General features: G+C 71.5%; 23 protein-coding genes. 7 read left to right on the forward strand and 16 right to left on the reverse strand.

Going from position 1 to position 26,353, the window contains the following annotated elements; translation table 11 throughout:
* Nucleotides 1–94: 94 nt before the first annotated feature.
* Complete coding sequence (locus I3V78_RS02455) at nt 95–2,500, reverse strand: glycosyl hydrolase (protein WP_239576262.1); 2,406 nt, start codon at nt 2,498–2,500, stop codon at nt 95–97.
* 559 nt (nt 2,501–3,059) lie between these two features.
* Here I3V78_RS02455 and I3V78_RS02460 point away from each other — a divergent pair.
* Nucleotides 3,060–3,602 (forward strand): hypothetical protein, encoded by a 543-nt coding sequence (locus tag I3V78_RS02460; RefSeq protein ID WP_204484707.1) that lies wholly within the window; start codon nt 3,060–3,062, stop codon nt 3,600–3,602.
* On the opposite strand, the gene I3V78_RS02465 is transcribed toward I3V78_RS02460, so the two are convergent.
* Nucleotides 3,597–3,989 carry a response regulator gene (locus I3V78_RS02465; protein ID WP_338023449.1) on the reverse strand — a complete coding sequence of 131 codons (393 nt, stop codon included), beginning with the start codon at nt 3,987–3,989 and terminating at the stop codon, nt 3,597–3,599. The genes I3V78_RS02460 and I3V78_RS02465 overlap by 6 nt on opposite strands.
* The gene (locus tag I3V78_RS02470) at nt 3,986–4,273 is read right to left on the reverse strand and encodes a hypothetical protein (RefSeq protein WP_204484708.1); all 288 of its coding nucleotides are present in this window, start codon (nt 4,271–4,273) and stop codon (nt 3,986–3,988) included. The genes I3V78_RS02465 and I3V78_RS02470 overlap by 4 nt, the downstream gene beginning before the upstream one ends.
* A gap of 206 nt (nt 4,274–4,479) precedes the next feature.
* Here I3V78_RS02470 and I3V78_RS02475 point away from each other — a divergent pair, with 206 nt between their 5' ends.
* The 4 genes from I3V78_RS02475 to I3V78_RS02490 all read left to right on the forward strand — a co-directional run bounded on the left by I3V78_RS02475 (nt 4,480) and on the right by I3V78_RS02490 (nt 8,495).
* Nucleotides 4,480–5,832: an RtcB family protein gene (locus I3V78_RS02475; RefSeq protein WP_204484709.1), complete on the forward strand. Its 1,353-nt coding sequence runs from the start codon at nt 4,480–4,482 to the stop codon at nt 5,830–5,832.
* A 109-nt stretch (nt 5,833–5,941) separates the two neighbouring features.
* On the forward strand, nt 5,942–6,856 hold the full coding sequence (locus tag I3V78_RS02480) for an MBL fold metallo-hydrolase (protein ID WP_204484710.1): 915 nt from the start codon (nt 5,942–5,944) through the stop codon (nt 6,854–6,856).
* Between the two features lie 35 nt (nt 6,857–6,891).
* Nucleotides 6,892–7,836, forward strand: a complete 945-nt coding sequence (locus I3V78_RS40075) for an AAA family ATPase (RefSeq protein WP_204484711.1) — start codon at nt 6,892–6,894, stop codon at nt 7,834–7,836.
* 2 nt (nt 7,837–7,838) lie between these two features.
* A complete protein-coding gene (locus I3V78_RS02490; protein WP_204484712.1) occupies nt 7,839–8,495 on the forward strand; it encodes a DUF4276 family protein in 657 nt (218 codons plus the stop codon).
* Nucleotides 8,496–8,499: 4 nt separating this feature from the next.
* On the opposite strand, the gene I3V78_RS02495 is transcribed toward I3V78_RS02490, so the two are convergent.
* Both I3V78_RS02495 and I3V78_RS02500 read right to left on the reverse strand, forming a co-directional pair.
* Nucleotides 8,500–9,210, reverse strand: coding sequence for a hypothetical protein (locus I3V78_RS02495; protein WP_204484713.1), 711 nt, complete (start codon nt 9,208–9,210; stop codon nt 8,500–8,502).
* 87 nt (nt 9,211–9,297) lie between these two features.
* Nucleotides 9,298–11,610: an ATP-binding protein gene (locus I3V78_RS02500; RefSeq protein WP_204484714.1), complete on the reverse strand. Its 2,313-nt coding sequence runs from the start codon at nt 11,608–11,610 to the stop codon at nt 9,298–9,300.
* Nucleotides 11,611–11,846: 236 nt separating this feature from the next.
* Here I3V78_RS02500 and I3V78_RS02505 point away from each other — a divergent pair, with 236 nt between their 5' ends.
* Nucleotides 11,847–13,952 (forward strand): tryptophan synthase alpha chain, encoded by a 2,106-nt coding sequence (locus I3V78_RS02505; RefSeq protein WP_239576263.1) that lies wholly within the window; start codon nt 11,847–11,849, stop codon nt 13,950–13,952.
* 7 nt (nt 13,953–13,959) lie between these two features.
* On the opposite strand, the gene I3V78_RS02510 is transcribed toward I3V78_RS02505, so the two are convergent.
* The 3 genes from I3V78_RS02510 to I3V78_RS02520 form a co-directional block, all read right to left on the reverse strand.
* Nucleotides 13,960–15,123, reverse strand: coding sequence for an App1 family protein (locus I3V78_RS02510; RefSeq protein ID WP_204484715.1), 1,164 nt, complete (start codon nt 15,121–15,123; stop codon nt 13,960–13,962).
* Between the two features lie 62 nt (nt 15,124–15,185).
* Entirely contained in the window at nt 15,186–15,815 is a 630-nt protein-coding gene (locus tag I3V78_RS02515) for a YdcF family protein (RefSeq protein ID WP_204484716.1), read from the reverse strand.
* 29 nt (nt 15,816–15,844) lie between these two features.
* The gene (locus I3V78_RS02520; RefSeq protein WP_338023450.1) at nt 15,845–16,777 is read right to left on the reverse strand and encodes a YeiH family protein; all 933 of its coding nucleotides are present in this window, start codon (nt 16,775–16,777) and stop codon (nt 15,845–15,847) included.
* Nucleotides 16,778–17,564: 787 nt separating this feature from the next.
* Here I3V78_RS02520 and I3V78_RS02525 point away from each other — a divergent pair.
* Nucleotides 17,565–18,167, forward strand: a complete 603-nt coding sequence (locus I3V78_RS02525; RefSeq protein ID WP_204484718.1) for a TetR/AcrR family transcriptional regulator — start codon at nt 17,565–17,567, stop codon at nt 18,165–18,167.
* On the opposite strand, the gene I3V78_RS02530 is transcribed toward I3V78_RS02525, so the two are convergent.
* From I3V78_RS02530 to I3V78_RS02565, 8 genes are all read right to left on the reverse strand, one after another.
* Nucleotides 18,164–18,649, reverse strand: coding sequence for an SCO6045 C-terminal-like domain-containing protein (locus I3V78_RS02530; protein ID WP_204484719.1), 486 nt, complete (start codon nt 18,647–18,649; stop codon nt 18,164–18,166). The genes I3V78_RS02525 and I3V78_RS02530 overlap by 4 nt on opposite strands.
* The gene (locus tag I3V78_RS02535; protein WP_204484720.1) at nt 18,646–19,479 is read right to left on the reverse strand and encodes an MbnB/TglH/ChrH family RiPP precursor modification enzyme; all 834 of its coding nucleotides are present in this window, start codon (nt 19,477–19,479) and stop codon (nt 18,646–18,648) included. The genes I3V78_RS02530 and I3V78_RS02535 overlap by 4 nt, the downstream gene beginning before the upstream one ends.
* Nucleotides 19,476–20,372, reverse strand: coding sequence for a TIGR04222 domain-containing membrane protein (locus I3V78_RS02540; RefSeq protein ID WP_204484721.1), 897 nt, complete (start codon nt 20,370–20,372; stop codon nt 19,476–19,478). Before I3V78_RS02540 ends, I3V78_RS02535 begins: the two co-directional genes overlap by 4 nt.
* A gap of 135 nt (nt 20,373–20,507) precedes the next feature.
* The gene (locus I3V78_RS02545; protein ID WP_204484722.1) at nt 20,508–21,518 is read right to left on the reverse strand and encodes a TIGR04222 domain-containing membrane protein; all 1,011 of its coding nucleotides are present in this window, start codon (nt 21,516–21,518) and stop codon (nt 20,508–20,510) included.
* Between the two features lie 24 nt (nt 21,519–21,542).
* Nucleotides 21,543–22,313: a TIGR04222 domain-containing membrane protein gene (locus I3V78_RS02550; protein ID WP_204484723.1), complete on the reverse strand. Its 771-nt coding sequence runs from the start codon at nt 22,311–22,313 to the stop codon at nt 21,543–21,545.
* A 60-nt stretch (nt 22,314–22,373) separates the two neighbouring features.
* The gene (locus tag I3V78_RS02555; RefSeq protein WP_204484724.1) at nt 22,374–23,369 is read right to left on the reverse strand and encodes a TIGR04222 domain-containing membrane protein; all 996 of its coding nucleotides are present in this window, start codon (nt 23,367–23,369) and stop codon (nt 22,374–22,376) included.
* A gap of 70 nt (nt 23,370–23,439) precedes the next feature.
* Nucleotides 23,440–25,311, reverse strand: coding sequence for a glycoside hydrolase family 15 protein (locus I3V78_RS02560; protein WP_204484725.1), 1,872 nt, complete (start codon nt 25,309–25,311; stop codon nt 23,440–23,442).
* Nucleotides 25,312–25,497: 186 nt separating this feature from the next.
* Complete coding sequence (locus I3V78_RS02565; protein ID WP_204484726.1) at nt 25,498–25,809, reverse strand: hypothetical protein; 312 nt, start codon at nt 25,807–25,809, stop codon at nt 25,498–25,500.
* Nucleotides 25,810–26,353 lie beyond the last annotated feature (544 nt).

Genomic DNA, 26,353 nt, shown 5'->3' on the forward strand with positions numbered 1-26,353 from the left:
GGGATCGGAGGGACGGCGAGGACAGCGGGGGGGGAAAACGACGAACGGGCGCCCTGGCGAAAATCCGCCAGGACGCCCGGGAACGAACCGGGGGCTACTTCAGGTCGAGGTAGTCCACCGAGAAGATCCACCCGTTCGGGTGGGTGACGCCCGCCAGGCAGAGCGTGCCGGTGCCGCTGCCCGAGAAGGTGGTGGAGATGTCCTTGAGGCTCGGGCTGCTCCAGCCACCCGTCGCGGTGCCCAGCGTCAGCGTGCCGATCACCGTGTTGTTGAACTTGAGCTGCGCCTGGCCCCCGGCGTACGGCGCGCCCACGTGGGCCACGGCCGTCTTGAGCCCGGAGATGTTCACGTTGCTCCAGCAGATGCTGTCGCCACCCTCGAAGGCGACGACCTTGCTGCCGCTGTCACCGCCGGCCTCGGCGAAGCAGCCGGTCATCGTGCCCGTCTCGGCCTCCAGGCGCACGGGCGTGCCCGTGGAGGGGGGCGGCTCGGTGGTGCCGCCGCCGTTCGTGGTGCAGTGGCCCCAGGCCGCGCAGGTGGTGCCCGAGCGGCAGGCGCCGCAGGTGCCGCCGCAGCCGTCCGAGCCGCAGGTCTTGCCCGTGCAGTCCGGCTGGCAGGCATTGGCCGAGGTGCCCAGGTACATGTTGTCCACCCACACCTGCGAGCCGTTGAAGGCCGTGCCGCTCGCGGCGCCCAGGTCGATCTCGAACTTGTAGGTGCCCGAGGCGCTGGCGGTGAAGTTGGGCGGCGAGCACGTGGTCCACGAGGTGCCCACGCTGCAGTTGAACGAGGTGAGGGTGGTCCAGGGGTCCTTGGTCAGCGCGACCTTGAGGGGCACCGTGCGGGCCACGCTCGACTTGAGGTCCACCTTCCACTTGTACTGGGTCCCGGCCGTCAGCGGCACGCCTTCCTGGCGGACCTGGACGCTGTGGTTCTGCCAGCCGTTGTTGTCGATGCGCACCCACTGCACGTAGCCGCGCGTGCCACCCTCGTTGATGACCTCGGTGATGCCCGCGCCGCCGTCGAAGAACAGGTCGCTGCGGTGGTAGGTGTAGTCCTCGTTGAAGCCGCAGTTGCGGATGAGGTTGTCCGGCTTGCCGTCGCCGTTGCCGTCCTGGCACGCGGCCACGGGGGCCTGGGAGTAGCCCGCGTCCCGGTGGAACCAGCGCACGTAGTCCACCTCGAGCTTGGCCTTGGAGCCGTCCTTCGCCCAGTCGATGTTGATGCAGCTGGCGGGCGTCTCCTGGCACTTGCCGCTCACGCACGCGGCGTTGTTGGCGCACTGGGCGCTGCTCGAGCAGGCGCGGTTGCCCCAACCCAGACAGCCCAGCTCACCGCCCACCGCGTTGTTGAGGATGAGGTACATGGGCTGGCGGAACTCGGTCGCGCCATCGCCGATGGAGAAGGTGCCCACGGGCGTGCCGCCGTTGTAGGGCATGGTGTCGATGTAGATCTTGAAGCCGTTCTCGTCCCAGAGAAAGCCCCAGGTGTGCCACTGGTGGTAGTCGATCGTCTTGCCGTCCCAGGTGGCGCGCGCGCCGCCCACGTCCCCGTCACACTTGGCGTCGCCGTTGTTCGGCCACGAGCTGCACGCGTTGGGCTCCCAGCCCCCGGCGCGCGCCGCCAGCTCGCCCGTCTCGGGGATCTCCCGCCACAGGACGTTGTAGCCCATGGCCTTGTTCTCCGGGAACAGGGCCTTGTTCTCCTTGATCTGCGTGTACTCCATCACGTCAATCTCGCCCGTCATGGGCCAGCCGACGCTGTCCTCGCGCCCGCCGTTGGCGATGGCGCTGTTGGCGCCGAGCAGCCAGATGGCCGGCCACATGCCGCTGGGCGGCGTGACCCCGGAGGCCAGCTCCGCGAAGGGCATGCGCGCGCGGAACTCCAGGTAGCCGTAGCGCATCTCCACCTTCTCGTCGCTGCTGATGCGGCCGGAGGTGTACTTGGTGTCGTTGCCCGGAGCGTTCGCGATGCCCGAGAAGGGCGCGCACTCCTCGTGATCATAGACACCATTCTTGTTGCGGTCGTTCAGACAGTAGCCGGTGCTCGCGCAGGTACCGCCGTTGTTACACTGGCTGCTGGTCGTGCACGTCTGCCACACCACACAGTCCAGCGGCTCCTGACGCGCCAAGAGCGTCAGCTTGCCGTTCTCGACACAGTAGTTCCAATTGTTCGCGTTGGCGGGGTTGGCGCACTCGCGGTTGGTATACGCCTGCTGCTCGAAGTTGACGCCCAGGTTCTCCTTCGTCCAGTTCGTCGTGTTCAGGTAGCTCTTGCCCTGACCCCCGTTGAGCGCGCCGCCGAAGTCATCCTCCCACGTGAGCGAGAAGGCCTGGCCGCCGATGGTGAGGCCCGCCGCGAGTGCCTCCTGGCACACCGCCGCGTCCCCTTCCACCTCCGCCACCGCCCGCGACTCGGGACCGCCACAGCCCACCGCGCCCAACGACAGGGCACTCGCGAGCCAGCCCCACCGCAGCCATCGACTTCCTCTTCCACTCATGTCGGGAACCTTTTCTTCCTGAAAAACTCGGCAGAATCCGAATTCAGAAATTCACCGAATACCATTGCGCGGCTTTCTCGAAAACCGGGAATTATCTGACGCGGCGCGGCGCGGTGCGTCGTCGGAGCTCCCACGGTGCGGCTGACGCGGCGCGGCACCCTCGGACCCGGCGGCGAAAAGACGGGCGGACGTCACGGCCCGCGTGTCTGGGAGATTGTTCTTTCCGAGACAGTCCCCACACCCCACCCAGGCCGCGCATCCGGCAGAAATGACAGCGCCAGAATGGTGCACTCCGCCTGTCTTACAGGGTCGGTGAAAACCGATTGGGCTGGAAGGCAGTGGAATCCCAGGCTTCGCAAGGGGTTGCGAGGCGGGAATGGCCGACGGTGGACGAAGCGGATGCCCGGGGCTGGACGAAGCCCGCCCCGAGTGTCGCCGCCCAACACCCTGGCCCCAGGCACACCCCCTGCTTGCATTCCGGTCCAGGGGCGGGCCCGTCCGGACGCCGAGGGGGAACAGGGACATGGGTCCGAGGGCGCTGAAGGAAGAGGCGTTGCACTTGTACGCACAACGGCGCTTCACCGAGTGCGCGCGGACGTACGCGAAGCTGGTGGAGCTCGAGCCGGGAGATCCCTCCCTGCACGTGCGCCAGGCCGAGGCCTGTCGGCGCGCGGGAGACAGACACCAGGCGCTCAATGCCTACCGCGCGGCGGCCGAGTTGTGGCGGCGCCTGGGCAACGAGGCCCGCGCCCGCGCGGTGTTGAAGGTGGCGATGGAGTTGGAGCCGCGGCCCGAGGTGGCCCGGGAGCTCACCCGGCTCGGGCCTCCCGCGCCGCTCGCGGGGCCGCAGGAGCTGTTCGAGTTTCCGGAGGATCTGGAAGCGCCCCATGCCTGGAGCCCGGGGGGCATGCCCTCCCGGCCCGCGGCGGTGGAGCTGCGGCGGTTGTCGGACAACCTGCTCGCCATCCGCTCCGCGCCGGGCGCTCGCTGGTGGGTGGTGTCCTCGCGCACGCCGCTGCTGGCCTACGAGGTGGAGGACATCGACTGCATGGCGGCCTCCGGCGAGGGGGCCCTGGAGGTGACGCTCCTCAATGACTCATGACTGGCCACAGTGGTGCCGGACGATCGCGAGCAGCGCGTCCACGTCGATGGGCTTGGGCACGTACGCGCTCGCCCCCGCGGGAGGACGGTGGCTCGCCGAGGTGATGACCACCGGGATGTCCGCGAGCGGCGCCTCCTCGCGCATGCGGGCCAGGAAGGCATGCCCGTCCATCACCGGCATCATCACGTCCAGGAGGATCAAGCACGGCCGCCGCATGCCCTTGAGACGCACGAGCGCGTCCTGGCCATTGAGCGCCGTCACCGTCTGGTAGCCCTCCAGCTCCAGCAGCTCGCTCACCGAGTCGCGGATGTCCTCGTCATCCTCCACCAGGAGGATGGAGGGCGCGGGCGCATCGAGGCGCGAGGGGGTGGAGGACGAGGGACTCACAGCGTGGCCGTGTCCGTCTGCTCGGCCGGTTGGGTTCCAGGCAGCGTGGACAGGAAGTCGTCCACCTGGTGGGCACTCGGGGACTCATCCGCCTGTGCCATGCTCTCGCAGTGCTCGCTCTGGCGCTTGCTGTGGCAGTGCCGCACGCCGTAGACGTGGTGGCAGCCGCACGAGTCCACCCGCTTCTTCGCGCACAGGGAGGGGTTGAACACCGGCGCCGTCTTCACCTCCAGCGGCCCCGCGTGCACCGTCAACGCCATCACCACCGCTCCGAAGATCCCCATCTCCCAACCCCCTTGCCATACCGACCGTCCTGGAGGAGAGATGGGAATTCTTCCGTCGGGCGGCAACTGGGGAAGTCTCCCTACCCCGGTCCAAACCCACGGCCCGTCCACCTGACGCCAGAGTGGTTGGCCCCTCTGTCCGTCAGCTTTCAGGGGATGGAGTCGTCTCCCCGGGCGGTTCACATCCCTCACGGGGAGGACAGGCCATGAGCTGGACGCAGCGGTTGGAGAAGGCGGGGGACGGGCACTACGTCCTGCCCAAGACGAAGACGATGCGGGTGGAGGCGCACCTGTTCCTCTCGGACAAGCTGCTCCACGGCGCGGGAGACGGACAGCCGGGCCTCGAGGAGGGCGTGCTCCAGCAGATCATCAACGCCGCGTCCTTCCCCGGCGTCACCCGGGTGGCCGTGACGCCCGACTGCCATGTGGGCTACGGGGTGCCCATCGGCACCGTGGTGGAGACCGAGGGCATCCTCCTGCCCACCGCGGCGGGCTACGACATCGGCTGCGGCATGGTGCAGTTGCAGACGAGCCTCACCGCCGAGGACGTGGCCGACCCCAACAAGCGCCGCCGGTGGATCGACGCCGTCACCGAGCGCATCGCCGTGGGCGTGGGCGCCGCGCGGGTGCGCCACCAGCGCAAGGTGGACGCGCGCACCTTCGCGGAGGTGGTGCGCCATGGGGCCCAGGCCCTCGGCCGCCACGGCTCCATCACCGAGCGCGACTTCCTGCCCGTGGAGGACGACCGCGTGGACATCCCCACCCGGGCCTACGAGAAGCGCGAGCAGCTCGGCAGCCTCGGGGGCGGCAACCACTTCACCGAGATGCAGGTGGACGAGTCGGGCCGCGTCTGGGTGATGCTGCACACCGGCAGCCGGGGCTTCGGCTGGAACATCGCCAAGCACTACTTCGTGGAGGGCGCCGCGGCGCTCGGGCTCGGCCGGCGCAGCGAGGACTTCATCTGGCTGGACGCGGAGAGCCGGCTCGGCCACGAGTATTGGAACCTGCACAACATGGCGGCCAACTTCGCCGTGGCCAACCGCCTGCTCATCGCCGAGGCCGTGTGCGCGGCGCTCGAGGAGGTGTTCGGCGGGACGGCGAGCGTCTACTACGAGATCTCCCACAACCTCATCCAGAAGGAGGCGGGTCGGTTCGTGGCCCGTAAGGGCGCCACGCGGGCGTTTCCCGGGGGCCACCCCGCGCTCAAGGGCACGCCCTGGGCCGCCTCGGGCCACCCCATCCTCATCCCCGGCTCCATGGAGACCGGCAGCGCCATCCTCTTCGCCGAGTCCGGCGCCGAGCGCTCCATCTACTCGGTGAACCACGGCGCCGGCCGACGGATGTCCCGGAGCGAGGCCCGGCGCTCGTTGGATCAGGACGAGACGGACCTGCGGATGATGGAGCAGGACATCCTGCTCAACACGCGCACCACGCCCCTGGACGAGTCGGGGCCCTGCTACAAGAACCTCGACGACGTGCTGGACACGGTGGAGATGGCGGGCCTGGCCCGGGTGGCCCGGCGGCTCAAGCCCGTGGCCTGCATCAAGGGCGCGGACTAGGCGGGCAGGCAACCCCCGGCCCCCGTCCCCCTGGTTCCCGGGCGGGAGGCTCCCCAGCTTCCCAGGCGACACGGCCCCTTGGGGCCCCCAGCGTCGAAGGAGCCGAGGGATGCGCATCCACCACCTCAACTGCGTGACCATGTGTCCACCCGGCGGCCGGTGGATGGACGGCCGCTCGCATGGCAAGGGCCTGTCCGCCTCCCTGGTGTGCCACTGCCTGCTCATCGAGACCGAGCGGGGCCTGGTGCTCGTGGACACGGGCTTCGGCCTGGGGGACGTGCGCGACCCCCGGCCCCGGCTCAGCTCCTTCTTCCTCCAGCTCAACCGGCCCCAGCTCCACGAGGAGATGACGGCCATCCGGCAGGTGGAGCGGCTGGGCTTCAAGCCCGAGGACGTGCGCCACATCCTGCTCACGCACCTGGACTTCGATCACGCCGGCGGCCTGGATGACTTCCCGGACGCCGACGTGCACGTGATGCTGGACGAGGTGGAGGCCGCCGCGGCGCAGCGCACGTGGCTGGATCGGCAGCGCTTCCGGCCCCGGCAGTGGCGCACCCAGCCGCACTGGGTGACCTACCCCACGCCGACCGGGGGCGAGCGCTGGTACGGCTTCGATGCGGTGCGCGAGCTCAAGGGGCTGCCGCCGGAGATCCTCCTGGTGCCGCTGGTGGGACACACGCTGGGGCACGCGGGCATCGCCATCCAGCGGCCCGAGGGGTGGCTGCTGCACGCGGGCGACGCGTACTTCCACCACGAGGAGATGAACCCGGACCATCCCTCGTGCACGCCGGGCCTGTGGGCGTACCAGGAGCTGATGCAGAAGGACGGGCGGATGCGGCGGCACAACCAGGAGCGGCTGCGCGAGCTCGTGCGGGTGCACGACCGGGACGTTCAGGTGTTCTGCGCCCACGACGCCACGGAGTTCGAGCGCCTGGAGCAGGAGTCTCGCGCGGACGAGCCCCATGCCCTGCGCGGCCTGGGCTCGGTCCAGGACGTGGAGCCCACCCTGCCTACCCTGCATTGAGGGTGGCGGGCGGCGGGAGTTGATAGGGTGGCGGCGTGATTCGCCAAGTCCACTTCGAGAACTTCCGCTGCCTGCGGGACGTGACGCTGACGTTGGAGCCCCTGACGGTGCTCGTGGGGCCCAACTCGTCCGGCAAGACCTCGGTCTTGGAAGGGCTGGAGACCCTTGGACGGCGGTTCGTGGATCCCTGGGACTTCTGGCTGCAGGAGCCTGTTCGACCCCTCCGAATCGCCGCTCGGCTCGATTCAGGAGCACCTTTCAGCGTCCAATCGGACCACCTGGTCAACGGCCAATACCAGCTCGTGTCGTCGTCCACACTGATGGACGGTGTCATCCAATCGCTTCAGTTGGACCTCGCGGCGCTCCGCCAGGAGAACGTTCTCGCGAATGCGCCGCGATTGACTCGCACTGGAGACAATCTCACCAACGTCTTCGCTTCCGTGACGCGCTCACAGCAGGCGATGATGGCCGCGGAGTTGTGTCGGCTCGTTCCCATGTTCAAGGACGTGGACCTCCTGCCCACCGACAAAGGACGGCACCGTCTGCGTTTTCAAGACCGGTGGAATCCTGACTTCTGGGCCGAGCCCAATGCGGTCTCCGATGGAACGATGCTCCTGCTTGCCTTCATCGCGCTCCAATTCCAACGACAGCCGGTGAATTTGATCACGATTGAGGATCCCGAGCGGGCCCTGCATCCCTATCTCCTCGATGAATTGATTCAAATGCTGCGCAAGATGACCACGGGTGAGATCGGTCGGAAACCCGTGCAGGTCGTCCTCGCGACCCACTCCGCCGAATTGCTCGAGTACGTGCGCCCCGAGGAGGTTCGCTTCCTCACCCGCTCTCCGGAAGATGGCTCGGTCCAGGTGAACCAGGCCGCCACGGGCAGCGAGAACTGGCGGCGGGTCTACGAGGAGTACAAGCGCTCCCTCGGAAGCATCTGGCTGTCGGGCGGTATGGGCGGCGTTCCGGGGGAGTGAGCATGCTTCGCGTCGTCGTCTACGCAGAGGGGGCCGGTGAACTCACCGGACGGGACAAGAGCCGACAGCGCCGTCCCGGGACTCCCTTCACGGGTGAGGAACTTGGCTCGGCCCACCTGCTCATGCGCCGATGCCTTGAACACACACATGACATTGCTACCGAGCGCATCCAGTTCGAGGAGCCCTTGCGCCTGCGGGCCAGACTTCCCAACGGGAGTGACCTGCAAACTGAACGATACCTGCGCCAGCTGCTCTCCTGGGCCGACGAAGAGTTCCAGCCCGATCTCGTGATCGTCCTCGTCGACAAGGACAAGGATGAGGCTCGAGAGGCGAGGCTGAAGTCGTACATTCAGGATCTGCCCGTTGCAGCACTCGTCTCCGTCGCGGTCCAGGAATTCGAGGCGTGGCTCATCGCGGATCCTCAGGCGCTGAAGACCGTCCTGCGCGCGCCTGTCTCCCTACCCAAGCCGCCGGAGCAGTTGGGAAGGCGTCAAGCCAAGCAATTGCTCCAGGAGTGGAGCGAGCAACACGCCAGCAAGCACGAGCCGGCGGAGATCCGCCGCCAGCTCGCGGAGACGTGTGACCTGGAGACCCTCCGCCAGCAGTGTCCCGCGTTCGCGGGCTTCCTCCAGCGGCTCCAGGCCCTCGCGCTCGACTGACCGTCTACAGCTCGATCTTCTCGTACTTCACCAGCGCGTCGAGCGCCTCTTCCATCACCGCGCGCGCGCCCGCCGTGTACCGGTAGAGCATGGCGTGCACCTCACGGTCCGCCTCGTCACGGTTCTCGCACTGCTTCGAGTACTCCTCGAAGGCCTGGAGGCCCGCCACGATCTGCGACAGGTGGTTGGGGCACTCGCACCGCACCGAACTCGAGTACTCCAGCAGCGTGCCCAGCTGCTCCTGCGTGTAGCGCGGCGGCTTGGGCACCGCCGGCACCGTCACCGTGGCCAGCGTGGCGCTGCCCGGCGAGGACAGCTGGATGGGCGAAGCGGGCGGCGGGGGCGGCGCCACCGGCTCGGGCGGCGGCGGCGCGGGGCGCACCGACTGGGGCTGCAGCACGTCGTCCAGCACCGCCAGGTGCACGTGCGCCCGCAGGAGCGACAGCGAGATGGGACCCTGCAGCAGGCGCACCTTGCCCGCCGGGTATTGCTGCAGCACGCCTCGCCGCGCGAAGCGGTACGTCACGATCGCGTGCCGCGCCCGCGCGCTCTCCAGCAGGGCCGGGATGACCCCCGTCTCCACGCCGTTGAGCTCCAGGAAATCCAGCGCCAACACGTCCGGGCGCACCAGCGGCACTTCGTTCTTGAAGGCCTCCAGCGACGTGCCCGACCACACCACCTGGACGTCCCTCAACGCCTGCGGATTCTCACGCAACTGCGACGGAAAGGATTCCCCCAACAGGGCCAGTTTCACCATGCAATCACCTCGGACGGGCACCTTTCCCTGATCCTCCCCGCCCGATCAACCCGGCGCGGGCGCCCCTCCCCCCGAGGCCGGGTCATCATCGACTTCCCGACGCATCGCGCTCAGCGGTAGTTCAACAATGAACGATGCCCCCTCCCCCCAGGTACTCTCCACGCGCACCTGACCGCCGTGCGCCTCCACGAGCTGCCGCACGATGAAGAGCCCCAGCCCGAAGCCCTCCTTCTTCTCGCCGGCCGCGGGCGCCTTGCTGAAGCGCTCGAAGATGGCCGCCTGCTGTCCCGGGGGGATGCCCGGCCCGCCATCCTGGAGCGTCAGGCGCGCCCGCTCGCCCCGGCGCTCCACGCGCAGCACGATGGGGTGGCCCCGGCCGTATTTGAAGGCGTTGGACAAGAGGTTGGTCAGCACCCGCTCCAGTCGCAGCCGATCCCACTGCCCCACCACCGACTCGCCCTCGACCACCAGCGGGCTGCTCGCCTCCTCGGCCTGCTCCGCGTGGCGCGCCGCCGTGTCGCGCGCCAGCCGCAGCAGATCCACCGGCCCCAGCTCCAGCTCGATGCGCCCCGAGGACAGGCGCGACAGGTCCAACAGGTTGTGCAGCAGCCGACCCAGGCCCTGGGCGTGGCGCAGGGCCCGCGTCAGCCCGTCTCCGCGCACGCGGGGGTCCGCGTCCGGGGGCAGGCGGCGCAGCTTGCCCAGCATCAATTGCAGGGCTTGCAGGGAGTTGCCCAGGTCATGCGCCGCCACGCCGATGAGCTCCAGGGCCGCCTGGGCCTCGCGCAAGAGCCGCCCGTTGTCCAGCGCCAGCGCCGCCCGGCCCGCCAGCTCCTCCACGAAGGCCTGATCCGTGAGGCTGAAGCGGCGCTCGGCCCGCCGCGACAGCAGGCACAGCACCCCCAGGGTCTTGTCCCCCACGCGCAGCGGCACCGTGAGCGAGGACACCACCCCGAGCCGCTCCAGCCGCGCGAGGTGCTCGGCCTCCGGTGCCATGCGCCGCAGCACCTCCGGGGTGACGTCCGAGAAGAGCTCCGAGCGCCCCGTGCGCAGCACGTGCCTGAGCCCCGCCTGCTCCGTCTGGGGCGGCGCGGGCAGGCGCAAGAGCTCCCAGAGCAGCGCCTGCTGCTCGGCGGACACGTGGGCCACCGCGATGGGCTCCAGCGTGCCCCGCGGGGACACGAGCCCGAGCAGGCACCCGTCGGCGAGCGCCGGCACGAGCAGCCGCGGCAGCCCCGACACCGCCCGATCCGGATCCGGCTCGGCGTGGAAGACCCCCTCGGCCTCGACGAGCAGCCGCTGGCCGCCCTCCAGGCGCCTGCGCTCGGAGGTGTCGCGCGTGAGCACCACGTAGCCCTCCAGCCGCCCGTCCGCGTCCCTCAGGGGCGTGAGCAGCGACTCGGCCCAGAAGCGCGTGCCGTCCTTGTGCAGCCGCACCCCCTCCGACTCCCAGCGCCCCTCGCGCTCGGCGCGCATGCGCTCCTGTCCGGGCAGATCCTCGGCCAGGGCCTCGGGGGGGTAGAGCAGCGTGCCGGGCCGGCCGATGATCTCCTCGGCCCGCCACCCCTGGAGGCGCTCGGCGCCGGGATTCCAGCTGGCCACCCGTCCCTCGGGGTCCAGGAGGTAGAGCGCATAGTCCTTCACCCCCTCCACCAACAGCCGGAAGCGCTCCTGGCTGACGCGGGCCTCGCGCTGCAGGGGCCACAGGCCCTGGGTCGTCACCCACGCGAGCCCCACCGCCACGCTCATCCCGAGCAGCGCCGCGGCGAGGATGAGCCAGAAGACCTTGTGGTCCACGACCCGCGCGCGCGACGCCTCCTCGTTGAGCCAGTGGCGGGTGAGCCAGGCGAGCTTGTCCAGGGCGTCCTGGGTCGCCTCGCGCGTGTCGTTGGCACGCACGGAGAGGGGATCCCACTCCTCCAGCACGCGTCCGGTGTCCAGGACCTCCCGCACCCGCTGCATGGCCTGCTGGTGCTCGACCTCGTGGCGGGCCACGTCGGCCAGGACGCGCAGTTCCTCGGGGGTGCGGGAGCGGGTGCGCAAGTCCTCCAGCGTGCCGAGGAACTGGCCCCGGGCGAGGTTGGCCTCGGCGAGGAAGGTGGCGTTGCGGGTGAGGGAGTAGCCGCGCTGGCTCGCGAGCTTGACACTGAACGTCCGGCTCAGCCGTTCCACCTCCGCCAGGCGCATGCCCTGGCGCAGGAGGGCGGCCTCGGAGTCGCGCGCGGTCAGGGCCCGGAGGGCAAGCACCGCGCTACACGCGATGGCGCCCACCACCCCCAGGAGGACGAGGCCGCCCACGACGATGCGCCGGGCGAAGCCGCCCGGACGTCGCCGCTTGCTTGCGTCCTCGTCGCGCACGCCCGTCTCACCCCCCAGGACAAGATGCGGACCCCCGGCCCGAACAGGAACCACGACCGGAGACCAACGCGGCAGCCCCCCCGCTCTCCCCGCGCCGTCCTCCGCGCCTCGCTCCACGGGCGGGCCTTCCGTTCACCAGCGGGCGTCCGCCGTCCGGGCCCCCTTCCCCCGCCCCCGGGCCAGACCCACCGTGGCGCTTCACGGGTCTGTCGCGGCGCGGGGTGGAAGGTCGGGTCATGGGCAAGCGGTGGGCGTGGGTCTGGGTGTGCCTCGCGGTGGGAGGCCTGTCGTGCGACGCATGGATGGGCTCCTTCGGCGCCCTCGTCCAGGACTCCGGCTGTCAGGCGCTCACCTGCGACGCCCAGGGACTCGACTGCGGCACCGCCATCGACGGCTGTGGCGGCGTGCTGCACTGTGGGACGTGCCCCGAGGGCCAGAGTTGCGGCGGCGAGGGCCAACCCAACGTGTGTGGCCTGGCGCCGTGCACGCCAGCCACGTGTGACTCGCTCGGGGCGACGTGCGGCGACGCGCCGGACGGCTGCGGCGGCGTGCTGCGCTGCGGCACCTGCGAGGCGCCCGAGACGTGCGGCGGCGGCGGCGCGCCTTACGTCTGTGGCCGCACCCCGTGTACGCCCACCACCTGCGCCGCCCGGGGCAAGAACTGCGGCAGTCTCTCGGACGACTGCGCCGGCACGCTCGACTGTGGCACCTGCCCGGAGGGCGAGACGTGCGGCGGCGGCGGCGCCCCCAACGTGTGCGGCCCGGCCACCTGCACGCCCACCACCTGCGCCGCCCTGGGCAAGAACTGCGGCACCCTCTCGGACGGCTGCGGCGGCACGCTCGAGTGCGGCGCGTGCACGGGGGGCATGACCTGCGGTGCGGGTGGGGTGCCCAACGTGTGTGGGCAGGCGCCGTGCGTGCCCGCCACCTGCTCGGGCCAGGGCCAGGAGTGTGGCCTGCTGCCGGATGGCTGCGGCGGGACCCTGCTCGAGTGCGGCGTCTGCGCGGCCGGCGACTCCTGCGGCGGCGGCCCGGCGCCCAACACCTGCGGCCCGGCCACCTGCCTGCCCACCACCTGCGTCGCCCTGGGCAAGAACTGCGGCCCGGTGTCCAACGGCTGTGGGGGCCTGCTGGACTGTGGCACCTGCTACGGCAGCGACTCCTGCGGCGGGGGCGGCGTGGCCAACGTGTGCGGCAGTGACCGGTGCACGCCGGACACCTGCGCCGAGGTGGGCAAGAACTGTGGCGCCGTGCCGGACGGCTGCGGCGGCATGCTCGAGTGCGGCACCTGTCCCTCGGGGCAGACGTGCGGCGGGGGCGGCGTGACGAACGTGTGCGCCCGGCCCGAGTGCCGGCCCTACACCTGTGGCCAGCTCGGCAAGACGTGCGGCGCGGTGTCCGACGGCTGCGGGGGCATGCTCGCGTGTGGCACCTGCGCCGAGGGCGAGTCCTGCGGCGGCGGCGGCGTGGCCAACCTGTGCCACCAGCCCCAGCCGGTGTGCATGGACCAGGAGCTGGGCAGCGCCCTGCCGGTGACGCTCAAGGGCAGCACGGTGGGCGCGCGGGACGATCACCTGGCCTCGTGCGGCGGCCAGGGCGCGCCGGACCGGGCCTATGGCTGGACGGCGCCCCACACGGGCACCTTCACCTTCGACACGGCGCGCTCGGCGATGCGCACCCTGGTGAGTGTCCGGGCCGGGGGCTGCCAGGGCGAGGAGCTCGCGTGCGCCACGTCCGGCATCAGCTACGGCGGCGGCTCGCGGGTGGAGGTGCACCTGACGGCGGGCCAGCGGGTGCTCGTCATCGTGGACTCGCCGCGCGCGGGGGACTTCAGCGCGGGGGACTTCGAGCTGCACATCCACGAGCGCTCGCCCACCGAGGCGGGCCACTGCTTCGATGGCGCGGACAACGACGGGGACCGGTGGGTGGACTGCGCGGACACGGACTGCCAGGCCGAGCCCCTGTGTGACGGCCGGGGGTGCGCGGACGTGGACCTCGGCAGCGCGCTGCCGGTGGTGTACCTGGGAGACACGGTGCAGTCGGGCGACGGCTTCCAGGGCACGTGCGGCGCGCTGCTGCAGCCGGACCGCGGCCACCTGTGGACGGCGCCCCGCGCGGGCACCTTCACCTTCGACACGGCCGGCAGCGACGCCAACGCGCTCTACGTGCTCACCGGGTGCCGGGGCCAGGAGCTCGCCTGCCGGGCGAACCCCGGCGGCTCGCGCGGCGCCCCGGTGCGCGTCTCCCTGGACAAGGGCCAGACGGTGCTCGTGGTGGTGGACGGCATGGCCCGGGCCGACCGGGGCGCGCCCATCCGCTACACCCTGCGCATCTCCGAGTAGCGCCGCCCTACCCCGTGGGCTCCCGGTCCAGCGCGTCCAGGGGCCCGCGCGCCTCCAGGTCCTCCCGCTGGTGGGCCTGGACCTCGGCCACCTCCTGGCCGCGGATCCACCCCTGGCTCGCCGCGTGCCGCGCCGCCGTCACCGTGTCGTCCACCGTGAGCATCTCGCTGCCCAGGGCGCGGATCTCCTCGGCGATGCGCGCGAGCTCCGCCTCCCGGCCCGTGCGGTGCCACACGTTGCGGATGTACACGCAGCGCACCCGGCCGGGGAACTCCCGCACGATGGTGCGGTAGTGCTCGGCGTCCTCCTGCCCGCTGTCCCCGATGAGCAGGAAGGGCAGGGGCGCGAGCGCCTCCATGAGCCCGCGGATCTTCTCCAGCTTGTGCCCGTGGCCTCCGCCCGGCGCGAAGCCCGTGCGGCTCAGGCCCCAGTCGCGCAAGAGCAGGGGCCCGGCCGGAATGCGGTGCAGCCCGAGGAACTCGTCCAGGTGCTCGTAGAGGTTCCACGGGCTCGAGGACACGTAGAAGATGGGGTTGCCCGCCGTGCCCGTGCGGCCCTGGCGCAGCGCCTCGTAGAAGGCATCCACGCCCTCGAAGGGCAGGCGCGTGCGGTGCTCGGTGAGGAAGAGCGCCCAGGTGCGCTTGAGCACGTTGGTGACGTGCGTGACGATGACCGTGTCGTCGATGTCGCTGATGACGCCCAGCTCCGCCTCGCGGCCCGCCACCAGCACCGGCGCGCGCACGCGCGACACGCCCTTGGGCGAGGGCGAGAGCAGCTCCAGGTCCACCTCGTGCCACCCCGAGTGCGTGCCCTCGGGCGGCTCCACCCACAGCTCGAGGAAGCCCTCCTCGTCCGTGGTGCCCTCCCACGTCTTGTCCCCCCAGCGCGCCCGCACCCGGGCGTGGGGAATCTCCACCGTCATGTAGCGCTTCCACGACGCGATGGCGCTGCCGAGCAGCGTGTAGCGCCGCCAGGGCGGGCGCACCTTGCGATCCTCCAGCACGCGCGCCTTGACGAGGCTCCGGGCCGGCGTGCCGTAGCCCCGGTAGGGCAGGATGCGCGGGGGGCGGGCCAGGCGCAGCTTGCGCCGCACGCGCCAGCTCCAGGACTCGACGTGGTGCTCGACCTGGAAGGCGAGGCGGAGCAGCGCGTTCGGGCGTTTGCGGGACATGCCCTTGAGCTAACTGGCTTCCCCCCCGGGTGACAACCCCGGATGTCGGCTGTCCCGGAGTCCTACGCGGGTGCCCGGGCGAGGAGCACCCGGGGGTGCACGAGCAGCGCCACGGCCTCGCGGACCGTCCAGTAGAAGCGGTCCGGCGCGCTCAGGTGGCGCTCGCTGAGCAGCGCGGGGCTCGTGGCCACCGCGAGCCCCTCCCGCCGGAAGTACTGCCGGGCCCGAAGCAGGTGGTACGGGTCGGACACCACCACCACGCGCAAGAGGCCGTGCTCGCGCAAGAGCCGCGCGGAATAACGCGCGTTCTGCTCGGTGGAGTGGCTCTCCGCTTCCAACAGGCACGCCTCGGCGGGCACCCCGAGCCCCACCGCCACCTCTCGCATGACGTGGGCCTCGGACGGGGGATGGGTGCCCACGCCGCCGGAGAAGAGCAGCCGGGACACGAGCCCCCGGTGGTACAGGTCCACCGCCTTCTCGATGCGCGCGCGCAGCGCGGGCGAGGGCACGCCGCCGGGCAGCACCCTCGCCCCGAGCACCACCGCCACGTCCACCGGCTGGAGCAGCTCCTTCTGACCGAAGCGGTCCACCACGAACGTCAGGCCGAACACGCCACAGGTGACGACGCCCAGGCCCACGACGACCCATCGCCGGAGCGGTCCCGGTCCCTTGCGCAGCGCGAGTGGAGGCATGGCCGGGCGAGCATACCCGGGCCGGGCGCTCACGCGATGACGCCGAGCAGGAGCCCGCCGAGGCTCAGGGCCGCCATGCCCGCCCACAGACACACGCCCTGGGCGAGGGGCCGCGCGCCCACCGCCGCGAGCGCGCTCCGGGAGAGCCCCGCGCCGATGAGGAAGAGCGTGAGCACCAGGACCTGGCGGGCGAGGGCGGCGACGGCCTCCCCCGCGGGCCGCAGCCCCGGCACGAAGGTGACGAGCGCCGCCGCCCCGAGGAAGCCGAGGATGAACCAGGGCCGGCGCGCGGGACCCGCGGGCGCCTCCCGTCCTGATTCCGTGCGGCGGCGCCAGGCGCTCAGGGCCAGGGTGAGCGGGAGGATCCACAGGGCGCGCGCGAGCTTCACGGGGGCGGCGATGGCGAGGGCCTCGGGGCCGTAGCGCAGGGCGGCGCCCACCACGGAGCTCGTGTCGTGGATGGCCAGGGCGCTCCACAGGCCGAAGCGGTGGGCATCGAGCCCCACGGCATGGCCCACGGCGGGAAAGACGAACAAGGCCACGGCGTTGAGCAGGAAGACGGTGCCCAGGGCCACGGACACCTCGTGGGGCTTGGGGCGCAGGACGGGCACCACGGCGGCGATGGCGCTGCCGCCACAGATGGCCGTGCCGATGCCGATGAGCAGCCCCGTGTCCCGCGACACGCCGAACGCCCGCGCGAGCACCGCGCCCAGGGCCAGACACACGGCGATGCCCACCACGGTGTAGCCCACGCCCCGCAGGCCCACCGCCGCCACGACCCGCAGGTCCATGCCCGCGCCCAGGCCCACCACCGCGAGCGACAACAGCCACGGCGTGGCGCGGCGGGTGAGGTCCGCGTGAGGATTGCCCACCGTCAGGGCGACGCCCATGCCCGCCACCAGGGCGAGGCCCGTGGACACGAAGGGCCAGAGGCAAAGCACCGCGCCGAGCGGGACGAGCACGCGCCCGGCGCTCCCACGCGCTCGCGGCGCGGGGTCCTCCTCGGGCGGTGGGGCACCAGTGCGCATGCCCCCATGGTGCGCCCCCGGCCGTCACGCCACCAGACGTAAGAAGGGACCGCGCGACCGGCGAGGCGCCCCCGTATGGGCCCCCCGCAAAAGAATCGGGGAGGAGCCACCCCCAGTAGCTCCTCCCCGACGGTCCCCTTTGCTGCCCTGCCCACTCCCCCGAGTGGTGCTGCCCCTCGAACCGTTACCGCCCCGAATCCCCCCAAAACCAACCCGCCGCCCTCGACCTGTCCCGCCCGTTCCGAACCCGCCGCCCTGCCCCACCGCCCCGCCCTGCCACCGCCCCGAACCCGCCCGTCCCAACCCGCGTTCCCTGACGAGACTGAGCATTAGCATTCGCCGTGCCAGTGCCAAGACGGGCCCAACCCGTGGGATTCCGCGCACTTACCTAAGACCCAGGGACAGGGTCCGTCCGTAAACCGGTAAGAACTTCCAGCACCGGAGACGGGCCTTCCGTAATTTCCGGAAGTCCGGACTGGGCCGGGTTCCTCTTCCAGGGAATTTTTCTTCACCACCAGGGAAAACGTTGGGCGGGCCAACCTCTTGGGTGCGGCCGGGGACCCACGCCGTGTGGCATCCTCCGGCCCACTGCCCGGAGGCGTCCCGGCCCTCGCCGCCCCGCTCGCTTCCCCTCCCAGGAGGTGGGGTGCTCCTCTTGATTCCACCCCAGGGTCGGAGTTAGTTAGTTAGCGCTAGCTAACCAATTCCACCGAGCGGATACATGGGGCGTCCCCGACAAGTCCTGGACGAGGATATTCTGGAAGTCGCGCGCGCGTGCTTCATCGAGCACGGGGCCTCCGTGAGCACCGAGGCCATCGCCGGACGACTGGGAGTCTCGGGGCCGGCGCTGCTCAAGCGCTTTGGCAGCAAGAGGGAGCTGCTCAAGGCGGCGTTCCGCGTGGGCGAGGCCCCGCCGTGGATGCCGCTGGCGGAGGCGGGCCCGGACACCCGGGACATCCGGGAGCAGCTGCGCGAGCTCGCGCACATCGTCGACGCCTTCTTCCGGCGCATGGTGCCCGCCTTCTCCGTGCTGCGCGAGGCGGGCATCACGCCCGAGGACTGGCGCGGCAAGGGCCAGCCCCCGCCCACGCGCTCGCTGGAGGTGATGATGGAGTGGTTCCGGCGGGCCCAGGAGCGCGGCCACCTGCGGCGCGGCGCGGACCCCAACGTCATGGCCAGCCTCTTCCTGGCGGGCATCCAGCACCGCTACTTCCTCGCCCACATCTCCAACCAGGTCGTCCCCACCGAGCAGGAGGACCCCTGGATCGAGCGTCTTTTGGACGCGCTCTGGCGGGGCATCGGCCCGGACGACTCCCGCGCCTAGTCGCGCCGCCCCCAGCGCACGAGCCGTCCCCCGGGCAGCCGCAACCCCAGCACCCAGCGCCGAGCGGGCCCCACGCACCACAGCCGCGCGCTCCACCCCCGGCGCGCCACCACGCCGCCCTCCGGCGTCAGGCACCAGCGCAGCTCGAAGCGCATCAGCTCCTCCTCGGCCCGTCCCGAGGGCAGGCGGCCCCCTTCCCGGAGCGCCCGCGCGTACCGGCAGCCGTCCGCGCCCGCGTGCGGCTCCACTCCTTCCAAGGGATGGGCCCGCGCCCAGGTGTTGAAGTCCGCCGTGAAGGCCTCGCCCATCGCCGCGCTCACCAGGGGCCACGCGCGCCGCACCCCCCGCCGACGCTTGGACAGCAGGGCGTCCGCCGCGGCCTGGACCCGCGCGGCGTCGAAGCCCTCGGGGATGGGGCCGCCCGTGCCCAGGGCCCGCACCAGGGCCTCCTGCGCCCGGGCCAGCTCCTCCCGCCGGCTCATGCCGCGCCCACCCGGCGCGCCACGCCCCGCGCCAGCGCCCCCCGCGTCGCCTCCAGCTCCCCGGCCAGCTCCTCCGGCGGCGGGTAGCGGTCATCCCGCTCGAGCAACACCGGCACCGGGCCCACCCGCGCCGCCAGCGCCTCCAGCAGGTCGAGCGGCCCCTCGGGCAGGGGGTGCGCATGCGTGTCGTGGTACAGGCTGCCCTCGCGCACCCCGCCCGCCACGTGCACGTAGGCCAGGCGCTCGCGCGGCACCGCCTCCAGCACCGCCCGCGTGTCCGTGCCCAGGTTGTGCGCGTTGGCGTACAGGTTGGCCACGTCCAGGAGCACGAGCGCCCCGGTGCGCGCGAGCACGCCGGTGAGCAGCCCCGCCTCGTCGAAGGCGGGCGCGGGCCACTCGAAGAGGCTCGCCACGTTCTCCAGCGCCAGGGGCACGGGCAGCGCCGCCTCGGCCAGGCGCACGTTCTCCGCCAGGATTTCCAGGGAGGCCTCGTCGCGGGACACCGGCAGCAGGTGCCCGGACTCCACGCCCCCCGCGCGCACGAACGCCAGGTGCTCGCTCACCCCCACCGCCCCCAGCCGCTCGGCGAGCCGCGCCAGCCGCGCCAGTCGCTCGGGCGACGGAGGCTCGGCGCTGCCCAGGCCCAGGGACACCCCGTGCAGTACCACCGGCACGCCCCGCTCGCGCAGGCGCACGAGGGGCTCGGGCAGGGGGCCCTTCGCGTCCAGGTGCTCGGCCAGCACCTCCACGAAGCCCAGGTCGCTCCGCCCGTCGATGAAGTGCGCCAGGGGCCGCCGCCAGCCCAGGCCCACGCCGGTGAGCCCCTTCAATCCCCGCCTCCGCCACACCCGCCGCAGCCACCGCCCCCACACCCGCTGTCCCCGCCCCCGCTGCTGCAACTGCTGCTGCCGCCCGAGTCCGCCCCGCTTCCTCCCCCGCTGCTCACGCTCGGCGGGACGAGGTAGTCGCGCAGGGGCGCGTCCACGAAGGCCAGGGCGCCCACGCCGAACAGGCTCGCGGCCAGCAGCACGTCGCGCGGCCGCAGCATCTCGGTGGCGTCCTCGTTCGCGGCGCTCAGGCGCAGGGCCTCGTGCTGCCGGCCCAGTTCCGCCAGCGCCCAGCGACCCCGGGGCGTGAGTCGCACGCGATCCTTGATCAGCAGGAAGAAGACCACGGCCGTCGCCCCCAGCAGCAGCACCAACAGGCCCACGGGGCGGCCACGCCACACCCCCAGCCCCAGCTTCACCAGGCCGAGCAGTCCCAAGAGGGCGGGCATCAACCCCGGGGTATACCGGTAGGGCGCCTCTTCCCGCGCCGACCGCAGCAACCCCCGCGCCTCCAGGGGCCGCTCCAGGACGTCGAGGCGCGGCCCCGTGGCCCGGATCAAGGTCCACCGGGAACGCGCGCCCTCCACCACCGCGCGGTGCACGGCGGACTCCAGGGGAGAGACGTCCCGCTCCAGCGTCGAGGCGCGCTCGACCAGCACGCCCCCCTCGACCCCCAGCGCGCCGCGCCGCGCCAGGCTCACCACCGCCGCGTGCACCGCCTCGGCGCGCCCCCGCAGCAGCGCGACCTCATGGGGGCGCAAATCCAACAGCGTCGGCTCGGGCTCGCCCTCGCGGTGGAGCCACCGCTTGAGCACCCAGGACAGCGCGCCCGTGATGACCAGGGCGTTCACGTAGAAGCCCAGGAACTGCGGACCCGACCATTCCAGCGGATTCATCCCATGCTCCCCTCTCCCCCGGCTCACGCCCTCACCCCTGTGAAGGGGACCGGCGGCACCAGGATACTAGGCAGGCCTCCGTGACGCCGTTGTGACACTCCGGGCACATCGGGACGTCACCCGGGCGGCCCCGGCTCAATCACTGCTGCCGCCGCCCCCACATCCCCCACAGCCGCCGCCCCCGCCACACCCGCTCCCGCCATCGCCGCCACTGTCCCCGCCGCCCCCACCGCAGCCACCGTCCCCGCCACTGTCGCTCGCGCTGTCACCGCCCCCACCGCAGCCGCTCCCCCCATGGCCACCGCCCCCACAGGTGCTCGTGTCGTCCATTCCGTCCCCGAGCAGGAACGGGCTGTCCAGGACGCTCCACGGGGTGAGGTGCTCGCGCAGGGGCGTGTCCACGAAGGCCAGGGCGCCCACGCCGAACAGGCCCGCGGCCAGCGTCACGTCGCGCGGACCCAGCACCGGCGCCGCGCCCTCCTGGGTGACGCTCATGCGCAGGGGCTGCCGTCCCTTGCGCAGCCGCCGCAGCGCCGTGTCGCCCTCGGGCGCCCGCCGCACGTGGGCGTGCGTGGCCATCATGAAGAAGAAGAGCGCGACCAGCAGCAGGGCCACCACCCCCACCACGGACTCGCCCCGGGACACGTTCGTCCCCAGCCGGAGCAGTCCCAGCACCCCCAAGAGGGCGATCGGAACCCCGGGGCCATACTGGCGAAACCACCGCTGCCCGCGCGAGCGCAGCAGGCCCCGGGCCTCCAGGGGGGCTTCCCGCGCCTGGAACTCCGGGGCCAGGGCCTCGCCCAGCGCCGCGAGCGTGCGATGGCCCTCGCCCACCGCCTGGAACACCCGGGCCTCGAAGGGCGACACCGACCCCTCCGGCGGGGGCTTCAGCACGTGCAGCGCGCCGCCCTCGAAGCGCAGCGCCCGGCACCGGGTGAGCTCCACCACCGCGGCGCCCAGCAGGGTGTCCCGGCCGCGCAGCAGCGCCACCTGCTCGGGGTCCAGGTCCGACACGTCCAGCCGCGTCCGACTCCCCGAGGAGCGCCGGATGATCTCCTTGAAGACCCGGGCCGCCGCGAGCGAGAAGAACAGCAGCATGCCGTAGAAGACGAGAAAGGGACGGAGCGGCCCCTCCAACAGACTCATTCGAGACTCCCCATGGGCTTCGCCTCACTCCTCGAGGGGAGGATCCAGGAACTCACGCAGCGCGCCGTGCGTGCGGACATCCAGCGCGCGCACGCCGAACAAGCCCACGACCCGGGCGATCTGGTCCGGGCTGAGCGCAGGGGGCAGCGTGCCGTGCTCCGGGGGACGCAGGGCTCTGTACTTGTCGCGCAGCAGCCTCTGGGCCTCGGCCCCGCGCGGCGTGAGGTAGTCACCGCCCAGCAACACGAACCACGCCCCGGTGCCGACCGTGAGCGACATCCAGAGCAGGCCCCCGGCCCCCGACCGCTCCGAGAGGCCGAAGAAGAACCGCGTCCACCCCACGAAGAGCAGCAGGAGGAAGGACCCCCAGGGCAGCACCGCGTAGAGCACCTGCTGCCGGGTATCGCGCAAGAACCCCCGGGCCACCAGCGCCGCCTCCAGCGCGTCCAACTCCCGTGCCAGGGTCTCGTGCACGGCGTGGAAGGACACGGGACCCGACGCCACCGCACGGTACACGGCGCGCTCGAACGCCGGGACGCCGTCGGGCAAGGCGCCCGCCACCTGCAGCATGCGGTGTTCCTGTTTCTCGAACCGCAAGCACCCGCGCTGGACGAGCGCCGCCACCGCGGCATCGAGCGGCGAGTACGAGCCGTCCATCATGGCCGCCTCGAAAGGCGAGAGGTCCAGCTCCCGCGGCCCCGGCGTCTCCACCGGCCGGTTGAGCGTGCGCTTCCACCGCTTGACCAGGAAATAACCCACGCCCAGCAGCGGGAGGTAGACGGCGAGGAACGCCATCGTCGACCACTCCAACGGGTTCATCGCCCACCCCGCCCGGCCCGAGCCGCGCGCGCGCGCTCAGTCCCCACCGCCGCCCCCGCCCCCACACCCGCCGCAGCCGCCCCCGCCACAGCTGCTGCCCCCCGAGTCGCCGCCGGAGCTGCCCGAGTCGCTGCTCGAGCTGCTCCAATCGCTGCTGGAGCTGCTCGAATCCCCGCTCGAGCTCCCGCTGGAGCTCGACCAGGAGGAGCTGTCGGAGGAGCTGCCCGAGCCGCCGCCGCTGGAGGCGCCCACGGGCATGAGGTAGCCGCGCAGCGAGGAGTAGTGCAGGGTGGACAGCGCCCCCACCCCGAAGAGGGCCACGGCGAGGGCCACGTTGTCCGCGCTGAGCTGCTGGGCGTTCCCGTCGGCGCGCTCGCCGGCGTGGCGCAGGGGCGCGTGCAGCTCGCGCAGCTGGGCCTGGGCCCTGGCGCCCCGGCGCGTGAAGCGGGCGTTCTTGAAGCACAAGGTGAGCCCCACCGCGAAGCCGAGCACGAGCACGGCCAGGAGGTAGCCCACGGGCCGGTCCCGGGACACGCCCACCACCACCTTCACGCCGCCCAGGCCGAGCACCGCGAGGAACGCCAGCCAGGGGTAGTAGGTGTAGGCCCTGTCCTGGGCGGGCGTGCGCATGAGGCCCTGCTCGCGCAGGTCGTCCTCCAGCGCGCGCAGCTCGGGCGCCACCTCCGTGTGCACGGCGCCCAGCGAGCGGTGCTGCCCCTCCACCGCGCGGACGATGGCGCGATCCAGCGCCGTGGCCCGGCCGGACAGCCTGCCGACCACGCTCAGCCCCTCGTCGTCGAGCCGCAGCGTGTTCTTCTGCACGAGCGCCGCCACCGCCGCCCGGAGCGCCGTGGCGGGACCCTCCAGCGCGGCCACCTCACCGGGGGACAGCTTCTCCAGCTCCCGGCGGGTGGGCGCCTCGGACGGCAGGTTGAGCGCGTGCTTCCACACCCACGCGCCCACGAAGCAGACACACAGCAGCGGGACATAGAAATCGAGGAACTCTGGCCCCGACCAGTCCAACGGATTCATCGTGCAAACCCCCCGGGCGCCAGGCCCGAACGGACCCGAGCATACCCTTCCGGGGGGACTTGGGGACACGTCAGTCCTTGTCGCCCAGGTAGCGGTTGAGGTTGTACGCCGAGCTGATGAGGGACAGGTGGGTGAAGGCCTGGGGGAAGTTGCCCAGGGCCTCGCCCTCGAAGCCGATCTGCTCGGCGTACAGGCCCAGGTGGTTGGCGTAGCCGAGCATGCGCTCGAACACGAGCCGCGCCTCGTCGAGCATGTCCGGCCGGCTCACGCTCGCGCGCGTCATGGCCTCCACGAGCCAGAAGGTGCACAGGTTGAAGGTGCCCTCCTCGCCCGACAGCCCGTCCTCGGTGCGCTCCACGTCGTAGCGGAACACGAGCCCGTCGGACGCCAGGCCCCCGTCCTTGGGCGCCTTGCGCGTGGCCTCCAGCGTGGAGAGCATCCGCGGGTCCACCGGCGACAGGAAGAAGACCAGCGGCATGATGAGGTTGGCCGCGTCGAGCGCATCGCTCTCGTAGGACAGCTTGAAGGCGCCGCGCTCCTGGCACCAGCCCTTCTGCATGATCTCCTCGAAGATGGCGTCGCGCGCCTCGCGCCAGCGCGTGCGGTCCGCCGGGAAGCTGCGCTTGTCCGCCAGGCGGATGGCCCGATCGAACGCCACCCAGCACATCATCTTCGAATAGACGAAGTTCTGCCGGCCGCCGCGCACCTCCCAGATGCTCTCGTCCTTCTGTTGCCAGTTGTCACACAGCCAGTTGATCAACCGGCGCAGGTGATTCCAGAAGTCATACGAGATGGGCGCGCCGTGCTTGTTGTACAGGTACACCGCGTCCATCAGCTCGCCGTAGATGTCCAATTGCAGGTGCGAGTGCGCCGCGCCATTGCCGATGCGCACCGGCCGCGCGCCCTGGTAGCCCGACAGGTGCTCGAGCTCCTGCTCCTCGGGCACCTGGCCGCCGTCCAGCGCGAACATGAGCGGCAGGGGCTCGTTGGGCCCGAGCTTGGAGATGCGCTGCTCCAGCCAGCGCATGAAGGCGCCCGCCTCCTCGGAGAAGCCGATGCGCAAGAGCCCATACACGGTGAAGGCCGCGTCGCGGATCCACACGAAGCGGTAGTCCCAGTTGCGGCTGCCCCCGGGGGTCTCCGGCAGGCTGCACGTGGGCGCGGCCACGATGGCGCCCGAGGGCTCGAACGTCATCAGCTTGAGCGCGAGCGCCGAGCGCTGCACCATCTCGCGCCAGCGGCCCTTGTAGGTGCAGTGGCTGAGCCAGTGCCGCCAGTAGTCCACGGTGGAGCGGAAGAGCCGGTCCGCGTGCTCCTTGTCCAGCACCCGGCCGGCACACGACTCGGGCTTGCCCTCGCTCAGGCTGAACACCGCAGACTCGCCTTCATCCAGCGTGAAGACCGCGGTGGCGCGCTGGCCGTCCGCGTCCGCCTCCAGCTTCACCTCGCTGGAGAGCATGAGGCTCAAGCCCTCGGACACGAAGGAGACGCCGCCCTCCACCGCCTGGGCCTCGTGCGTGTCCCGCGCGTAGTTGAAGGCGGGCAGACAATCCAGGGTGAAGGTCATCTTGCCGCGCACCACGCGGATGAGCCGCACGAGCTTGCGCACCGGCTCGTGCCCCTTGGGCGTCATGGGCATGAAGTCGATGAGCTCGCCCACGCCGTCCGAGTTGTAGAAGCGCGTGACCAGCACGTTGGTCTCGGGCCAGTAGAACTGCTTGTGCACCGCCTCCTTCTGTCCCTCCTGTTGTTCCGGACAGATGCAGAAGTGGCCGCCCTTCTTCGGGTCCAGCAGCGCGGCGAAGACGCTCGGGCTGTCGAAGTTGGGAAAGCACAACCAGTCGATCATCCCGTTGGTGGCCACCAGGGCCACGGTGTGCAGATCTCCGATGACACCGTGGTCCTCGATGGCGGGCGAGCGCGCGGTCTTCTCCGAGTTCATGGGCCTCTCTCCGGGGGGCGGTGGAGGAACCCGGCGGTCGCACCGAGAGCCCCCTCCACGTGTGAGACCCTCAGATACGGGCGCCCGCGTGGGCCCGGCCAGTGCGAAGCGTCACGAGGCGCGAGACAATCGCCTCGTCTGTCCTCACGAGAACCTTGCGCCCCACTCGGAAGTTGTGCTCCGCAGCTAATCGTCCTCGACGGCGTCCTCCTCGTCGTCGTCCGAGGCGTAATGGAAGTCGATGCCGACATCGCTGAGCCGGCCCTCGAGCAGCTCGAGCAGCTCGTCGGCGTCTCCGCCGCTCCACTCCTCCAGCACATCTCCGAGGAACTCGGACAGGTCGCTGCTGTCGATGCGGCGCTCGATGTCCTCGACCTGCTTCGCGGAGAACACCCCGTGCAGCTCATCGCGCAGCTCGTTGGTGTCCTGGCTCTCCTGAACAGCCTCCGCGCTCTCGCGAAGCCGCTCGACGACTCTCGTGTTGAAATGGATGTCCATACGGCGCCGGATTTAAGGAGCCCTCCGCGACCCAGCAAGCGGGGCCCGGAACCGGAACAATCCGACCGGCGGGGAGGGGTACTTTTTACATGCTCCCGGAGGCCAAGGCGCGGGGTTTCGGCGGGGAGGAGCGTCCAACCCCCTGGAATCACAGGGACTCGGGGCACCGTCAAGGCCCGGCACGGCGAATGCTAAAGCTCAGCCCGGGACGATGCGGAAGTGGGGCGTCGTCAAGGTTCAGGGCGGGACGGGGCGGTACGGGCGGGTCGGGGTTGGGGCGGTACGGGCGGGTCGGGGTTGGGGCGGTACGGGCGGGTCGGGGTCGGGCGGTACGGGCGGGTCGGGGTCGGGCGGTACGGGCGGGTCGGGGTCGGGCGGTACGGGCGGGTCGGGGTTGGGGCGGTACGGGCGGGTCGGGGTTGGGGTCGGGCAGTATGGGGCAGTACGGGCGGGTCGGGGTTGGGGCAGTACGGGCGGGTCGGGGTTGGGGCAGTACGGGGCGGTACGGGCGGGTCGGGGTTGGGCGGTACGCGGTAAAGACAGA

Source organism: Archangium primigenium, from assembly GCF_016904885.1.
GTDB lineage: Bacteria > Myxococcota > Myxococcia > Myxococcales > Myxococcaceae > Cystobacter > Cystobacter primigenius.

Coding starts and splice junctions, on each gene's coding strand:
- I3V78_RS02455 (WP_239576262.1), bottom strand. CDS start 2,500: ATGAGTGGAAGAGGAAGTCGATGGCTGCGGTGGGGCTGGCTCGCGAGT.
- I3V78_RS02470 (WP_204484708.1), bottom strand. CDS start 4,273: ATGGGGATCTTCGGAGCGGTGGTGATGGCGTTGACGGTGCACGCGGGG.
- I3V78_RS02475 (WP_204484709.1), top strand. CDS start 4,480: ATGAGCTGGACGCAGCGGTTGGAGAAGGCGGGGGACGGGCACTACGTC.
- I3V78_RS02480 (WP_204484710.1), top strand. CDS start 5,942: ATGCGCATCCACCACCTCAACTGCGTGACCATGTGTCCACCCGGCGGC.
- I3V78_RS02490 (WP_204484712.1), top strand. CDS start 7,839: ATGCTTCGCGTCGTCGTCTACGCAGAGGGGGCCGGTGAACTCACCGGA.
- I3V78_RS02505 (WP_239576263.1), top strand. CDS start 11,847: ATGGGCAAGCGGTGGGCGTGGGTCTGGGTGTGCCTCGCGGTGGGAGGC.
- I3V78_RS02510 (WP_204484715.1), bottom strand. CDS start 15,123: ATGTCCCGCAAACGCCCGAACGCGCTGCTCCGCCTCGCCTTCCAGGTC.
- I3V78_RS02515 (WP_204484716.1), bottom strand. CDS start 15,815: ATGCCTCCACTCGCGCTGCGCAAGGGACCGGGACCGCTCCGGCGATGG.
- I3V78_RS02525 (WP_204484718.1), top strand. CDS start 17,565: ATGGGGCGTCCCCGACAAGTCCTGGACGAGGATATTCTGGAAGTCGCG.
- I3V78_RS02530 (WP_204484719.1), bottom strand. CDS start 18,649: ATGAGCCGGCGGGAGGAGCTGGCCCGGGCGCAGGAGGCCCTGGTGCGG.
- I3V78_RS02540 (WP_204484721.1), bottom strand. CDS start 20,372: ATGAATCCGCTGGAATGGTCGGGTCCGCAGTTCCTGGGCTTCTACGTG.
- I3V78_RS02545 (WP_204484722.1), bottom strand. CDS start 21,518: ATGAGTCTGTTGGAGGGGCCGCTCCGTCCCTTTCTCGTCTTCTACGGC.
- I3V78_RS02550 (WP_204484723.1), bottom strand. CDS start 22,313: ATGGCGTTCCTCGCCGTCTACCTCCCGCTGCTGGGCGTGGGTTATTTC.
- I3V78_RS02555 (WP_204484724.1), bottom strand. CDS start 23,369: ATGAATCCGTTGGACTGGTCGGGGCCAGAGTTCCTCGATTTCTATGTC.
- I3V78_RS02560 (WP_204484725.1), bottom strand. CDS start 25,311: ATGAACTCGGAGAAGACCGCGCGCTCGCCCGCCATCGAGGACCACGGT.
- I3V78_RS02565 (WP_204484726.1), bottom strand. CDS start 25,809: ATGGACATCCATTTCAACACGAGAGTCGTCGAGCGGCTTCGCGAGAGC.